The sequence below is a fragment of the Streptomyces sp. WM6372 genome, assembly GCF_001279655.1.
GTDB lineage: Bacteria > Actinomycetota > Actinomycetes > Streptomycetales > Streptomycetaceae > Streptomyces.
Genome location: NZ_LGDB01000197.1, coordinates 59,914 through 74,576 on the forward strand (window position 1 = coordinate 59,914; position 14,663 = coordinate 74,576).

Consider the following 14,663-nt stretch of genomic DNA (forward strand, 5'->3'; position numbering starts at 1 on the left):
CTTGTCGTACTCGATCCTACGATGGACTTTGTCTAAGTCAAGCAAGGTTCCAAGTCCACACAGGTTCGGGAGTTACACCGAATCCCTCACTGTTAGGCTGGTGTACATGAGTGACCTGCTGGAACGACTTCGCGGACGCGGATGGCGCATGACCGCACAGCGGCGCGTCGTGGCCGAGGTGCTCGACGGTGACCACGTTCACCTGACGGCCGACGAGGTGCACGCGCGCGCGGTGGACAAGCTGCCGGAGATCTCGCGGGCCACCGTCTACAACACGCTGGGTGAGCTGGTGTCCCTCGGCGAGGTCCTGGAGGTCGCGACCGACCGCCGGGCCAAGCGGTACGACCCGAACGCCCACAAGCCCCACCAGCACCTGGTGTGCGCCCAGTGCGGCGCGATCCGGGACGTGCACCCGGCGGGCAACCCGCTGGCCGACCTGCCGGACGCGGAGCGGTTCGGCTTCGTGGTGTCGGCGGTCGAGGTGACGTACCGCGGGCTGTGCCCGTCCTGCGCGGCGGCGGCGTAACGAACGGAGAGGGGCCCGGGAGCGATGCTCCCGGGCCCCTCTTTCTTTGCCCTTGCCGTGAAACGACCGAAGGCCCGGATCCAGAGGATCCGGGCCTTCGGCCTTCAGTAGCGGGGACAGGATTTGAACCTGCGACCTCTGGGTTATGAGCCCAGCGAGCTACCGAGCTGCTCCACCCCGCGTCGGTGAACACGACTTTACGCGAGGCCCCCCGACAGATGCAAATCGCTTAACTTTCCGGCTCGGCGGAGCCGCACCGTCAGGCCGAGAGCTCTTCCGCCAGGGCCTCACGGAGCCGGGCCGCCCGCTCGGAGACCTCCGCGGGGCCCAGCTCCATGGCCCGGACGCACCACTTCTGCCCCTCCGCCAGGTCCCCGTGGCGCGCGGCCAGCAGCCCCAGCCGCAGCGCCGCCCGGCCGTGGCCGGCCACGGCGGCCCGGGTCCACCACAACGCGGCCTCCGGCTCGTTCCCCTCGCGCGCCAGCAGCAGGCCGAGATTGAACGCACCGTTCCGGGAGCCCGCCTCGGCGGCCTCCCGGTACCACCGCGCGGCGACGGCGAGATCGCCCCGCGCGGCGGCCAGCATCCCGACCCGCACCTGCGCGCGCCGGTGCCCCAGCTCCGCGGCACGCTCGTACCACTCCTCGCTCTCGCTGCGCTCGCCCCCGCCGACCGGCTCGCCCAGCGCCACCGGCTCCGGCGGCGGAGCCAGCGATTCCAGCAGCGCGGCCAGCCGGAACGCCGCCTCCGCGCTGCCGCCGCCCGCGGCGCAGCGCAGGTGCCGCTCGGCCGCCCGGTCCTCGCCGTCGCGGACCAGCGCGATGCCGACCTGGAGCGCCGCGTCGGTGTGACCCGCGGACGCGGCCCGCTCGTACCACTTCAGCGCTGTCCGGTCCTCGTCCCGGCTCGCGAACAGGATCCCGAGGTTGAACGCGGCGTCGACGCTGCCCGCCTCGGCCGCCTTCGAGAACCACGGCTCGGCGCCCGCCGCGTCGCCGACCTGGAGCAGCATGATCGCGAGGGCGTTGGCGGCCTCCCGGTGGCCGGCGTAGGCCGCCCGCCGGTACCACTGCTCGGCCTGCGCGGTCCGCTCCTGTGCGGCGCACAGCAAAGCAAGGTTGTACGCCCCGTTCTGGTCGCCCGCGTCCATGGCGGTCCGGTACCACTTCTCCGCGGTCTGGGTCTCCCCCCGCGCAGCGTGCAGGGCGCCCAGGGCGTTGGCCGCGTTGCCGTCGCCGTCCTGCGCGGCCCGGTTCCACCACGCGACGGCGCTCTCCTCGTCGCCGGCGTCGCGCAGCAGGAAGCCGAGCGCGCACGCCGCCCGCGCCTCGCCCTGCTTGGCGGAGGTCAGGTACCAGCGCCCGGCCTCCTTGAGCTCCCCGCGCGCCTCCAGGAGGGCGCCCAGGTGCAGCGCGGCGCGCCGGTGCCCGCGCGCCGCGGCCTGCCGGTACCACTGCTCCGCCTCGGTGGGGTCGCCCTTGCGCAGGTGCCGGGCCAGCCGGTACGCGGCCTCGCGGTGCCCCTGCTCGGCCGCCTGGCGCAGCCAGCGCTCGACGCCCTTGTCGCCGCGGTGCTCCAGCAGGTCGGCGAGCCCGTACGCGCCCAGGGCATGGCCGGATTCCGCCGCCTGGCGCAGCCAGTACTCGGCGGCGGGCTCGTCCCCGCGCTCGCGGAAGTGGCGTCCCAGGGCGTGTGCGGCCGGGGCGGATCCGGCCACGGCGGCGACCCGCCACCAGCCGGCGGCCTCCTCGGGGTACCCGCGCTGGAGCAGCAGCACGCCGAGGTTGTTCGCGGCGGCGCGGTCCCCCTCCGCGGTGGCGCCGCGCAGGTACGGCTCGGCGCCGGCCAGGTCGCCCCGGCGCAGCAGCAGCGCCCCGAGCACGCTCATCGCGCCCGGGTCCCCCCGGTCGGCCGCGACCCGGTGCCGTGCTTCCAGCTCGGTGTCGCTCGCCGGGTCGGTCTCGGCGAACATTTCTTCCGCGAAATCCGCATCGGTCAGTGCGGTCTGCGCGTTAACGACCGGAGCCTCCTCGTTGGCCTCTGCGCCCGATTCGACTTCCGCCCTCACAAACCGCCCTGTCTCCAGCAGAGTTGACCTGTCCCCCATAAATCCCATCGTCGCATCACCTGCTACCCGCGTACACCTGGTATGTCGCAGCCTGTGAGGTCACTACAGCGTTTTGTCGACATGCCCACAGAGAGATAAGTCAAACACGCTCCCGCCCCAACTCACCCGTCTCAGCTACCTCATGGCCCCCGCGTGTCCTCCTGGACATGACGAAAGACCTGATGGACCCGGACATGACGAAGGCCCGGATCCCATGGATCCGGGCCTTCATCTTCAGTAGCGGGGACAGGATTTGAACCTGCGACCTCTGGGTTATGAGCCCAGCGAGCTACCGAGCTGCTCCACCCCGCGTCGGTGAAACCACAGTATCACGACGCGGGACTGAGCCATTACCGGTTACCCCGCGGGCGGCGGGCTCGCCGGCTTCGCCTCCGCGTCGATCGCCCGCTGGAGCGCCGCCTTGATGTCGTCCTGCGCCTTGCCGAAGGCCGCCCAGTCGCCGGCCTGGCGGGCCTTGTCGGCCGCCTCGATCGCCTTCTTGGCGTCGTCCAGCGCTGCCTTGACCGTCGGGTTCTGGGAGGCCGGGGGCGTGGTGGTGCCCTCGCCCGGCGGGGTCACCGGAGTCGTCGGCACCGTCGGCGCCTCCGCCCCGAAGACCACGTTCAGCGCCTTCTCCAGGCTGTCCTCGAACGCCGTCTGGTTCCCGTACGTCACCAGCACCTTGCGCAGCAGCGGGTACTTCAGATTCGAACTGCGCACGTACACCGGCTCCACGTACAGCATCCCGCCGTCGAGCGGCACCGCGAGCAGGTTGCCGTACTCGACCTCGGAGTCGCCGCCGCGCAGCAGCCGGATCGACTCGGCGATCTTCGGCTCCGACTGGAACTTGCTCTGCACCTGCTTGGGGCCGTCGACCGGCTTGCTGGTCGGCAGCTTCAGGATTCTGATCTTGCCGTAGTCCGGGGTGCCCGGATCGGCGTTGACCGCCATAAAGGCGCTCAGGTTGTCCCGCTCGTTCGGCGTGAACGTCGTCGTGAGCGAGAAGACCTGGTCCTTCTCCTTCTGGCCCGGCATCTTCATCGACAGGTAGTACGGCGGGACCGCCGTACCGGCCTTGGTCGTCGGGTCGTCCGGGACGGCCCAGGCCTCACTGCCGCTGAGGAAGGTCTGCGGGTCGGTCACGTGGTACCGGGTGAGCAGCTCGCGCTGGACCTTGAAGAGGTCCTGCGGGTAGCGCAGGTGGTCCATGAGCGGCTTGGAGATGTCGCTCTTGGGCTTGACCGTTCCCGGGAACGCCTTCATCCAGGTCTTGAGGACCGGGTCCTCGGTGTCCCACTGGTACAGGTTGACCGTTCCGTCGTACGCGTCGACCGTGGCCTTGACCGAGTTGCGGATGTAGTTGACCTGGTTCTCCTGTGCCACTACGGCGCGCTGGCTGTTGGTGAGGGAGTCCGCGGTGCTCTGACCCAGCGTGGTGCGCGAGGCGTACGGGTAGCCGTTCGTCGTCGTGTACGCGTCGACGATCCACTTGATCCGGCCGTCGACGACCGCCGGGTAGGGGGCGCCGTCGATGGTCAGCCACGGGGCGACGGCCTCGACGCGCTCCTTGGGCGTGCGGTGGTAGAGGATCCGCGAGCCGTCGCCGATGGCGCCGGAGTAGAGGATCTGCGGCTCGCTGAACGCGAGCGCGTACGCCGCCCGGTTGACCGGGTTGTCGAGGTTGACTCCGGAGTCGCCCTTGTAGCTCGTCTCCTTCTCGCCCTTGTCGTCCGAGTAGTCGAGCTCCTTCTGCGGACCGCCGACGATCGAGTACTGCTTCGTCTGCTCGCCGTAGTAGATGCGCTGCTCGAAGTCCGTGCCGAACATCCCCTTGGAGGGCAGGTCGGACTGCGTGAAGTCGGGGGCGCCGTCCTTGACGGTGGTGCCCTTGGCGGCGACCACGCCGTAGCCGTGCGTGTACTTGAAGTGGTCGTTGATCCAGTTGTTCTTCGGGATGCCGCCGATGTTCAGCTCGCGCAGCCCGATGACCGTGTCCTGGCCGCTGTACCGGTCCACGGCGAGCGTGGACGGGAAGGCGTAGTAGCCCTTGACCTGCTGGAGCTGCTGGAAGGCCGGGGAGACGATGTTCGGGTCGAGGAGCCGGACGCTGGCCGTGGTGTCGGCCGCCTGCCGCAGCTTGGTCTTGTCCTCGGTCTGCGGGACGCCCGGGTAGTCCTTCACCTCGGAGCGGTCGATCCCGTAGGCGTCACGCGTCGCCTTGATGTTCTTCTCGACGTACGGCGATTCCTTGGCCTGCTCGTTCGGCTGGACCTGGAACTTCTGCACGATCGCCGGGTACAGCCCCCCGATCAGGATCGCCGAGAGCACCATCAGGCCGAAGCCGATGACCGGCAGCTGCCAGGTACGGCGCCACAGCGTCGCGAAGAACAGCGCGGCGCAGATGGCGGCGATGGCGACGAGGATCGTCTTCGCCGGCAGGTACGCGTTCGCGTCGACGTAGCGCAGGCCGGTCCAGTTGTCAGCGGCCTTGAAGTCGCTGGACTTCACGGCGAGGCCGTACCGGTCGAGCCAGTACGCGACCGCCTTGAGCGTCACGAAGAGGCCGAGCAGCACCGACAGGTGCCCGGTCGCGGCGGCGGTGGCCCGGGCGCCCGGGCTCGTCACGCGCAGTCCGCCGTACAGGTAGTGGACGACGACCGCGGCGATCACCGACAGCACGACCGCGGCGAAGCCGAAGCCGAGCAGGAAGCGGTACCAGGGCAGGTCGAAGGTGTAGAACGACACGTCCAGGTGGAACTGGGGGTCCTTCTGCCCGAAGGGCACCCCGTTCACGTACATCAGCCAGGTCTTCCACTGGCCCGCCGCCGAGGCGCCCGCGATCATGCCGACGAGCGCCGCGATCCCGAGGAGCAGCCACCGCTTGTACGGGGCGACGCTCATCCGGTAGCGGTCGAGGCTCTGCTGCTCCATCGACATCGCGGACAGCGGCGGCCGCAGCCGGTACGCCAGCCAGATGTTCAGCCCGACGGCACCCGCCATCAGCAGGCCGAAGACGGCGAAGAGGCCGATCTTGGTCCACAGGGTGGTGGTGAAGACCGTGGAGTACTTCACGGAGCGGAACCAGAGCCAGTCCGTCCAGAAGCCCGCGAACATGATGAACGCCATGGCCAGGACGGCCAGTACGCCCAAGGTCATCAGAAGAGTGCGGGCGCGCCGGGAGGGGCGGCCGACTCTCATCCGTGGCCCGGAGGGGCCTCCGCCGCGGTCCGGCATCTGGAAAGCCAAGGTGCGCACCTCGAAAGTCGCTGAGTCTCGTTGCGGAACATTTCAAAAGCTGGGCCGATGGTAGGGCCCACTCATGCAACTTACTGAGGCTTTAGTCAGTTCCCGGTATCGGGTGGAAAGGAGGCAGGATGTTGTCCATGTCCAACCTTTCGCCTTCCCCGGGCGGCACGCCGATGGCCGCCACCCCCCTGACGCGTGCCGTCCTAGAGATCGACGAGTACGCCTCCTCCCTCGGCTGGGACAAGCCCGCCCGGCTCTTCGCGCTCGTCGACACCGCCAGGCTGCGCAAGTCGGAGCCGCGGCTCGCGAGCCAGCTCGGCCTCGACCAGGACGACGCGGGCAAGAGCCAGCTGACCCCGATCGAGCAGGACGAGGTGCCGAAGGGCACGCCGCTGGACAAGTTCCTGGGAACCATCGCCTGGCCCCCGTCGATCGTGGGCTGCGCGCTGACGGTGGAGCGGCTGATGCTGCCGCCGTCCGCGGAGGCCTCCGTACCGGAGGGGCTCAGCGACAAGCAGCTGGCCAAGTGGGTCGCGGCGCACCCGGACCGGCAGGAGGTGCGCCTCACCGTGGGCGTGCTGCGCGACGGGTCCCGTGAGTCCGCGGTGCGGCTGCGCGAGAAGGACTCGTCGACCGAGGTGCTGACCGGCGCGAGCCTGGTGCCGGGGCTGGCCGAGGCGCTGGCCGCGACGTTCCTGGACTGAGCGGGACGGGGAACCGGTAGGGGTCGGTACGGGTCAGGGCTTGCCGCACTGCGGCAGCCCGGCCGCGTCCCCCTTGCTGATCTTCTCCAGCGCCTTCGCGGCGTCGTCGATGGTGGAGACCTTCACGAGGGTCAGGCCGTCGGGGATGTGCTGGGAGGCGGAGCCGCAGTTCTCGGCGGGCGTCAGGAAGTACTCGGCGCCGGCCTGGCGGGCGCCGATCGTCTTCATCTGGATGCCGCCGATGGGGCCGACCTTGCCCGTGTCGTCGATCGTGCCGGTGCCCGCGACGAACTTGCCGCCGGTCAGATCGCCGGGGGTGAGCTTGTCCACGATGCCGAGGGCGAACATCAGGCCCGCGCTCGGGCCGCCGACGTCGGCCAGCTTGATGTCGATCGTGAACGGGAAGGTGTGGTCGGTGCCCGCCCGGATGCCGACGATGGCGTGGCCGTCGCCCTCCGCCTTGGCGGTGGTGATCGCGACCTTGGACGAACCGGTGGGCTCGCGGTGCGCCTTCTCGGCCTCGGCCGCCTCGGCGGCGGGCACGATGGTGAACTCGACCGGCTCGCCGGCCTTGCGCTTGGTGACGAGCTTGGCCACGTCCTCGGGGGCGCCCACCGGGCTGCCGTCCACGGCCCGGATCACGTCTCCGGCGTGCAGCTTGCCCTCGGCGGGGCTGCCCTTGACGACGGTGGCGACCACGACGCGGCTGGTGACGCCCGGCGTGCCCAGCTGCTTGAGGGCCGCCACCTTGGCGCTCTCCTGCGACTGGCTGAACTCCTCCGCGTTCTCCTGCGTGGACTGCTCCTCCGTCTTCCCGTCCGGGTAGAGGTTCTCGTGCGGGAGGACGATGTTGTCGTCGGACAGCCAGCCGTAGACGGCTTCCAGCAGGTTCATGTCGTAGTCCGCGCCGGTGACGCGGACCGTCGTCATGTTGAGGTGCCCGCTGGTCGGGTACGTCTTGTGGTCCGCGATGCTGATGACGGGCTCGCCGCGCGAGTCCCCGAGCGTGTTCACCGTCGGGCCCGGGCTCATTTCCGAGTACGGGACCTTGATGAACACCCCTGCGCAGAGCAGCGCGAACAGCATGAGGGTGGAGGCGAGCATCGTCGCAGTGCGGCGTGGCATGGATCGACAGTACGTGACGGCCCTGACGGCCGGCCGCCGGGGCCGGTCCGTACGGGGGCCGTACGCCGAACTCTCAGCGGATTCCCAGGGCGCCGAGGGGGCCTCGCCCGGGACGCGTCATACCGCGTCGGAACCGGAATGGGCCGCTGCCTTCGCCCCGGCCTGATCGGCCTTGTCCATGGCTTCACGGAACCTCGCGTATCCCGCGAGTTCGGATATGTCACCTTGAGTGCGGTCGCGAGCCGCCCAGCTGCCCCATATCGCCGCTCCGATGGCGGCGAACAGCGGAATCAGCAACCACGCCAATGACGCCATGGACGTGCCTCCCTGCCCCGAAAGTACGTGTCGTTGGTGGCTTCAACGCTCGTGCCCGGGAGGGGGTTACGCAAATCGAGGGCGTGTTGCGCGGCCGAACGAGTGGGACAGTACCCGTACGCCACCACCACCCCGCGCGCGGGGGTGCCGACGCGTCTCAGCAGGCGCCGACCCACTCCTCCGTGCCGTCGGAGAAGGTCTGGTGCTTCCAGATCGGGACCTCGTGCTTCAGGTCGTCGATCAGCATCCGGCAGGCCTCGAAGGCCTCGCCGCGGTGCGGGCAGGACACCGCCACGACCACCGCGAGGTCTCCGACGGACAGGTCGCCGATGCGGTGGACCGCGGCCAGGGCGCGGACCGGGTACTTGGCGATCACCCGCTCGGCGATGCGCCGCATCTCGGCCTCGGCCGTCGGGTGGCAGGAGTAGCCGAGCCCGTCGACGTCGGCGCCGCCGTCGTGGTTGCGCACGGTGCCGACGAAGAGCGTGGTGCCGCCCGTCGCGTCGTCGCCGACGGCCTGGAAGACCTCGTCTATCGAGAGCGGGGTCTCGCGGATCCCGAGCAGCCGGATCGGGTCCGGAGCGGCCTGCTCGCCGGGGTGGTCGAAGTGCGGTGCCATGCAGCCATCGTGCACCACTGCTCTCACATCGCGGTATAGCCGATTCGACCGGCTGTACGACCCAAGGGTATGGAGCCTCCTACAGGACCAACGGCCCGGGCCGCCCGCCCGGGCCCCCGGCCCGGGCGGAGCTTCGAGGTCAGAGCCCTCGGCGGCGCCGGGCGGCACGGACCACCGCGGCGGCGCCGAGGAGTGCGACCGTCGCCCCCGCGGCTCCCGCGGCGGTGGCGTCCTTGCGGCCCAGCCGGCGCCCCGCGACGGTGTGCCGGCCCGCGACCTCCTGGAGGAGCTCGGCCAGCACCTCCTCGTTGGTCCAGCGCGGCCGCCAGCCCGCCGCGTGCAGCCCGCTGACGCTGACCACCCACGGATGCATCGTGTACGCGAGGTCCCCGGCCGGGGACGGCGTCAGGCCGATCCGGTGCAGTCGCGCCGCCGCGCCCAGCGCGACCGCCGACGGGAGCTCCATGCGGCGGATGCCGCTCAGCTCCTCGACCTCCTCCTGCTCCAGCCAGCCCTCGCAGCCGACCGCCAGCTCGCCCTCGACCTTCTCCAGCGCGGCGTACTCCAGCGCGCTGACCAGGTCCTCCACGTGGCAGAACTGCCAGGTCGGCCGGGATCCGGCCACCACCAGCAGGCGCGGGGACTCGAAGTACCGGGTCAGCGCCGTGTCCGTGCCGCCGACCAGGACCGCCGGGCGGACCACGGTCACGTTCAGACCGGGGTGCGCCCGCGGCGCCCTGCGGCCCAGCCGCTCGATCTCCAGCAGGTCGCCGACGCCCGTCGCCTCGGCCGTGGCCCGCAGCTCGGAGTCCTCCGACAGCGGGATGTCGTTGTCCGGGAGCGCCCCGTAGACCATCGCGGACGTGCACAGCACGACCCGGTGCACCCCGGCCGCCGCGGCCGCCGTGAGCACGGTCTGGGTCCCGCGTACGTTGTACGCCGTGCGGGCCGCCGGGTCCGTCTCCAGGTCGAGGTCCAGTGCCAGGTGGACGACCACGTCGGCGCCGCGCAGTCTCTCGGCGATCGCGGGGTCGCGCACGTCCAGGACGTGCCACTGCGCGGCAGCGCACTCGCCGCGCCGCTCGTCGATCGCCACGACCTGCTTGACCTCGTCGGAATCGGCCAGGCGGGCCACCAGGGCCGCCCCGACCCCGGAGGCGGCGCCGGTCACGGCGATCACGGGGCTGTTCTTGCGGGGGCCCGCCTGGTTTCGCGGCTGGCGAACGCCATGGGCGCTCTCGCCGTGCTCAGGGCGGTTTTCGGCGTCGTGGGGCGCGCGAACCTGTGGATCTGGGGAACTCACCAGGCGTCTCCAGCGGTTGTCTTCAGTAGGGACGCGTCGTGACGCGTACCTACCAGGTGATGTCCATCCTGCCGCAGCCCAGGAGTCGGCGGAGCACCGAGCCCGGAAGCGGGTCTGGTGTCTACGCTGGGTGGTGTTGTCGGACCATTTCCCGTCGGCTCCCGCCGGCGGCCCTACGAGCCGAGGAAACCCGTGAGCGACACCCCATTCGGATTCGGCCTTCCGCCGGAGGAGCCGGAGAACGGCGACGAAGGCAAGAAGAAGGGCAATCAGGGCGGTCAGGGCGGCCCGAATCCGTTCGGGTTCCCCGGCATGGGCCTGCCGGGCGGCGCCGGCGGCCCCGGCGGCGCGGACAACCCGTTCGCGGCGATGTTCGGCTCGATGAACCCGAACGACCTGGGCGCGGCCTTCCAGCAGCTCGGCCAGATGCTCAGCTACGAGGGCGGTCCCGTGAACTGGGACATGGCCAAGGACATCGCCCGCCAGACCGTGGCCCAGGGCACGTCGGACGGGGTGAAGGACGCCAGCGTCGGCAGCTCCGAGAAGTCCGCCGTCGAGGAGGCCGTGCGCCTCGCCGACCACTGGCTGGACGGCGTGACCTCGCTGCCCTCGGGCGCCACCACGGCCGTCGCGTGGAGCCGCGCCGAGTGGGTCGAGGCGACCCTCCCGGTGTGGAAGGAGCTCGTGGACCCCGTCGCCGAGCGCGTCGGCGTGGCCATGGGCAGCGTGCTGCCCGAGGAGATGCAGGCCATGGCGGGCCCGCTGCTCGGCATGATGCGCTCCATGGGCGGCGCCATGTTCGGCCAGCAGATCGGCCAGGCCGTGGGCACCCTCGCGGGCGAGGTCGTCGGCTCGACCGACATCGGGCTGCCGCTGGGCCCGGCCGGCAAGGCCGCCCTGCTGCCGCTGAACATCCAGGCCTTCGGCAAGGACCTCGGCGTCCCCGCCGAGGAGGTGCGCCTGTACCTGGCCCTGCGCGAGGCGGCCCACGCCCGGCTCTTCGCGCACGTGCCGTGGCTGCGCTCGCACCTGTTCGGCGCGGTCGAGGGGTACGCGCGCGGCATCAAGGTCGACACCTCGAAGCTGGAGGACGTGGTCGGCCAGCTCGACCCGTCCAACCCGGAGCAGTTGCAGGAGGCGCTCCAGGGCGGCATGTTCCAGCCGCAGGACACCCCCGAGCAGAAGGCCGCCCTGGCCCGCCTGGAGACGGCGCTCGCGCTGGTCGAGGGCTGGGTGGACGCGGTCGTGCACGAGGCGGCCAAGCCCCGGCTGACCTCGGCGGACGCCATGCGCGAGACCATGCGCCGGCGGCGCGCCTCGGGCGGTCCGGCCGAGCAGACCTTCGCGACGCTGGTCGGGCTGGAGCTGCGCCCGCGCCGGCTGCGGGACGCCTCGCGGCTGTGGGCCTCGCTGACCGACGCGCGCGGCGTGGACGGCCGGGACGGGCTGTGGGAGCACCCGGACATGCTGCCGACCGCCTCCGACCTGGACGACCCGGACGGGTTCGTGCACCGCGAGCAGCTGGACTTCTCCGAGATCGACAAGATGCTCGGCGAGGCGGCGGAGAAGCGCGGCAAGGGACCGCAGGGCGAAGCGGACTCCACCTCCACCTCCACCCCCACCTCCGACTCCGACTCCGACTCCGACTCCGACGGTGAGGGTGGAGCGAAGAAGTGAGCCTGTACGACGACGCGGTGCTGGTCCTCAAGGAGTACGAGGCCCAGCCCGAGCTGCGCGATCTGTATCTGGAACACCTGGCCGCCCACCCGGACGGGGTCTACAAGCCCTGCCGGGCGGGGCACATCACAGGCAGCGCGCTGGTCATCGACCCGGCGGGCGGGCGCGTCCTGCTCACCCTGCACAAGAAGCTCGGTATCTGGCTCCAGATGGGCGGGCACTGCGAGCCCGAGGACACCACCCTCGCCGGGGCCGCGCTGCGCGAGGCCGTCGAGGAGTCGGGCATCGCCTCCGGGCTGACCCTGCTTCCGGGCGGCCCCGTACGGCTGGACCGGCACCCGATCCCGGCGCCGTGCAACTGGCACCTGGACGTGCAGTACGCGGCGCTGGCTCCGGCCGGCGCGGTGGCCGAGATCAGCGAGGAGTCGCTGGACCTGCGCTGGTTCCCGTACGAGGAGGTGGCGGCGGTGGCCGACGCCTCGGTCGTACGGCTGATGGAGGCGACCCGGGCGCGGCTCTGACCCCCTGCGAACAGCACGGAAGGGGCGGCCCCGCATCCGCGGAGCCGCCCCTTCCGTGCGCTTCGGGCTAGTTCCAGGCGTTGTTCTGGTTCTGGGCGTGGACGCCGTGCTGACCCATCCCGTACTGCGCGGCCATGCCCTGTCCGAGCTGGGCGTTCTGCGGCGGCAGCACCTCGCTCGGCTGCACCAGCGCGAAGCCGGTGCCGAGGAAGCTGAGCTCCCAGCCCTCGCCGGTGTTGCCGCGCCGCCGCCAGACGCCGGTGGAGTGCGTCTGGGCCTGCATCTGCACGCGCAGCGAGGTGGACCAGGCGACGATCGCGTCCGCGTCGGCGTTGACGTACTTGTCGGGCGTGACCTGCATCATCAGCGGCTGCCCGGAGGTCATCAGCGCGACCTTGCCGCGGCCGGTGATGTTGAGCTGGTACTTGCCGGAGCCGGAGATCCCGTACTGGCTGTCCACCGCGATCGCCTCGGTGTGCAGGGTGGAGTCCAGGGCCAGCACGTAGCTGCTGTCGACGGTGAGGCCGTCCTGGTCCACGTCCACGACGTGCACGTACTGGGCGAGGTTGGCCAGGTAGACCGTGCCCTGCCCCGAGCAGCGCATCAGGTCGAGGCCCTCGCCGGTGCGGGCGCGGGCGGTGCGCTGCGTGGTGCTCTGGTACTCGCCGTCGAAGTCGATGATGCCCTGGTAGGCGACCATGGCGCCCTTGCGGGCGAGCACGTCGTCGGAGCCGGCCAGCGTGACCCGCAGCAGCTGCGGGTTCTGGACGGCGTACCGCTCCTGGGACTGCGCCTCGGCGTGGGCGAAAAGTGCGCTCTGCATGATGTGTCCGCTCCCCCTCAGCCCCGGGTCCGGAGCCGGTCGGTGCTGTCCTCGCTGGGCTGTACGACGACGATGCCCTGGCCGGAGAAGGCCATCTGGTAGGCCTCCCCGCTGCCCCGGCCGATCATCGACGAGGCCTTGAAGCTGCGCTTGCCCTTCACCTTGAGGTTCGGGGACCAGGCGACGAGCGCGTCCGGGTCGACGTACGTCTCGTCCTCGCCGCGGCCGCAGTCGACCACGATCGGGGTGCCGCGGGAGGTGATCGCGACCCAGCCGGTGCCGGAGATCTGCACGTTGAACAGGCCCTGGCCGGCGAACTTGGCCATGCCCTTGACCCGTTCGACGCCCCACTGGAGGTGGGCGTCGAAGGCGAGCAGGTTGGTGCCGTTGACCGAGAGGGCGTCGTTGTTGAGGTTGATCACGACGACGTCGGCGCCGTAGTCGGCGAGGTAGAGCAGGCCGTCTCCGGTGCACTTCATCAGCGGGGCGCCTTCGCCCGTCAGCCACTGCGAGGCCATCTGGCGCAGGGCCGGCGGGTTGGGCTCGTACTGGACGAAGCCCTCGTACGCGACCATCGATCCGGTGCGCGCGAAGAGGTCCTGGCCGCTCTGCATGGCGACCTTGAGCATCGCCTTGCCGTGGTTCTCCATGCGGGCCGTGACGGGGGTGGGGGCGTAGCCCGCGAGCTGCTGGTTCATTGCGTTCATGGCATTCATGTGGGGCTCCCTCAGACCTCGTACGGCTGGACGACGATGAAGTTGCCGGGAGCGCCGCGGAACTGGAGGTTCACGGTCTCCCCGCTGTGGCCGGGGTAGGCGTTGCGCCGCAGCCGGACCTGGCTGGAGACGATCACCTGGGAGGCCGCCGACCACGCGACGATGGCGTTGCTGTCGGCGAAGGTGGTCGGGGTGACGGGCAGCACGACGGGCGTGCCGTGCGTCTTGACGATCACCGTGCCGGAGCCCTGGAACAGCATCGTGAACAGGGCGCCGCCGGGGATGCCGTGGCCCTCGATGCGGCGGACCTCGTGCTGGAGGCTCTCGTCGAAGGCGAGGACGCTCTCGGCGGAGACGCAGATCCCGTCGCCCTGGAGCTCGATGGCGTGCAGGTGGGCGCCGTTCTCGGCGAGGAAGACCTGGCCGCGGCCGCTGCAGCGCATCAGCTGCATCTCCTGGCCGGTGGCGTTGCCGACGATGCGGCCGGCGAAGCCCGCGCCCTTGTAGCTGAAGTCGACCTTGCCCTGGTAGAGGACCATGCTGCCCTGGCGGGCGAGGACGGGCTGGCCGCCCATCGCCAGGTCGACGCGCATGAGCTGCTGGTTCTGCGCGGTCCAGCGGGTGCCGGTGGGGACTTCCTTGTACGGCTGGAGGGCGGCGGCGAGGCCGGCGCCGGCGGCCTGCGGGGCGCCCTGGCCGTAGCCGGGCTGCTGGCCGGGGACCTGCTGGCCGTACGGGGGCGGCTGCTGTCCGGGGACCTGCCCGTAGGGCGCGGGGGCCGGGGCGGGCGGCGGGACCTGGCCGCCGTAGCCGGGCACCTGGCCGTACGAGGGCTGCGGCTGCTGGCCGTACGAGGGCGGGCCGGGCGGCTGCGGGGCGTGCGGCGGCTGGCCGTACGGCGCGGGGGCCGGCGGGGTGGTGATCGGGCCGACCATGGTCGGGGCCGAGTGCACCGGGGCCGGCGGGGCGGGCTGCTGGTAC

General features: G+C 71.1%; 13 protein-coding genes and 2 tRNA genes. 4 read left to right on the forward strand and 11 right to left on the reverse strand.

Going from position 1 to position 14,663, the window contains the following annotated elements; translation table 11 throughout:
- Positions 1–106: 106 nt before the first annotated feature.
- Positions 107–526, forward strand: a complete 420-nt coding sequence (locus tag ADK52_RS23580) for a Fur family transcriptional regulator (protein WP_053691848.1) — start codon at positions 107–109, stop codon at positions 524–526.
- Positions 527–634: 108 nt separating this feature from the next.
- Here the strand turns inward: ADK52_RS23580 and ADK52_RS23585 are convergent.
- The 4 genes from ADK52_RS23585 to ADK52_RS23600 form a co-directional block, all read right to left on the reverse strand.
- Positions 635–708: transfer RNA gene (locus tag ADK52_RS23585), tRNA-Met, on the reverse strand.
- Positions 709–785: 77 nt separating this feature from the next.
- Entirely contained in the window at positions 786–2,498 is a 1,713-nt protein-coding gene (locus ADK52_RS23590) for a tetratricopeptide repeat protein (protein WP_420714927.1), read from the reverse strand.
- A 373-nt stretch (positions 2,499–2,871) separates the two neighbouring features.
- Positions 2,872–2,945 (reverse strand) — tRNA-Met (locus ADK52_RS23595).
- Positions 2,946–2,990: 45 nt separating this feature from the next.
- Entirely contained in the window at positions 2,991–5,867 is a 2,877-nt protein-coding gene (locus ADK52_RS23600; protein ID WP_053691831.1) for a UPF0182 family protein, read from the reverse strand.
- 149 nt (positions 5,868–6,016) lie between these two features.
- Here ADK52_RS23600 and ADK52_RS23605 point away from each other — a divergent pair, with 149 nt between their 5' ends.
- A complete protein-coding gene (locus tag ADK52_RS23605) occupies positions 6,017–6,583 on the forward strand; it encodes a PPA1309 family protein (protein ID WP_053691832.1) in 567 nt (188 codons plus the stop codon).
- Positions 6,584–6,616: 33 nt separating this feature from the next.
- On the opposite strand, the gene ADK52_RS23610 is transcribed toward ADK52_RS23605, so the two are convergent.
- The 4 genes from ADK52_RS23610 to ADK52_RS23625 all read right to left on the reverse strand — a co-directional run bounded on the left by ADK52_RS23610 (position 6,617) and on the right by ADK52_RS23625 (position 9,945).
- A complete protein-coding gene (locus tag ADK52_RS23610; protein ID WP_053691833.1) occupies positions 6,617–7,708 on the reverse strand; it encodes a PDZ domain-containing protein in 1,092 nt (363 codons plus the stop codon).
- 117 nt (positions 7,709–7,825) lie between these two features.
- The gene (locus ADK52_RS23615) at positions 7,826–8,023 is read right to left on the reverse strand and encodes a hypothetical protein (protein WP_053691834.1); all 198 of its coding nucleotides are present in this window, start codon (positions 8,021–8,023) and stop codon (positions 7,826–7,828) included.
- Between the two features lie 157 nt (positions 8,024–8,180).
- Positions 8,181–8,642: a molybdenum cofactor biosynthesis protein MoaE gene (locus ADK52_RS23620; protein WP_053691835.1), complete on the reverse strand. Its 462-nt coding sequence runs from the start codon at positions 8,640–8,642 to the stop codon at positions 8,181–8,183.
- 139 nt (positions 8,643–8,781) lie between these two features.
- Positions 8,782–9,945: an SDR family oxidoreductase gene (locus tag ADK52_RS23625; protein ID WP_053691836.1), complete on the reverse strand. Its 1,164-nt coding sequence runs from the start codon at positions 9,943–9,945 to the stop codon at positions 8,782–8,784.
- Between the two features lie 192 nt (positions 9,946–10,137).
- Here ADK52_RS23625 and ADK52_RS23630 point away from each other — a divergent pair, with 192 nt between their 5' ends.
- On the forward strand, positions 10,138–11,622 hold the full coding sequence (locus tag ADK52_RS23630; RefSeq protein ID WP_234344183.1) for a zinc-dependent metalloprotease: 1,485 nt from the start codon (positions 10,138–10,140) through the stop codon (positions 11,620–11,622).
- Complete coding sequence (locus ADK52_RS23635; protein WP_053691837.1) at positions 11,619–12,143, forward strand: NUDIX hydrolase; 525 nt, start codon at positions 11,619–11,621, stop codon at positions 12,141–12,143. Before ADK52_RS23630 ends, ADK52_RS23635 begins: the two co-directional genes overlap by 4 nt.
- A 67-nt stretch (positions 12,144–12,210) precedes the next feature.
- On the opposite strand, the gene ADK52_RS23640 is transcribed toward ADK52_RS23635, so the two are convergent.
- The 3 genes from ADK52_RS23640 to ADK52_RS23650 all read right to left on the reverse strand — a co-directional run.
- Entirely contained in the window at positions 12,211–12,966 is a 756-nt protein-coding gene (locus ADK52_RS23640) for an AIM24 family protein (protein WP_053691838.1), read from the reverse strand.
- A 17-nt stretch (positions 12,967–12,983) separates the two neighbouring features.
- A complete protein-coding gene (locus ADK52_RS23645; RefSeq protein WP_053691839.1) occupies positions 12,984–13,664 on the reverse strand; it encodes an AIM24 family protein in 681 nt (226 codons plus the stop codon).
- Positions 13,665–13,693: 29 nt separating this feature from the next.
- Positions 13,694–14,663 (reverse strand): AIM24 family protein (locus ADK52_RS23650; protein WP_199828540.1); only part of this gene is annotated, 970 nt, incomplete at its 5' end.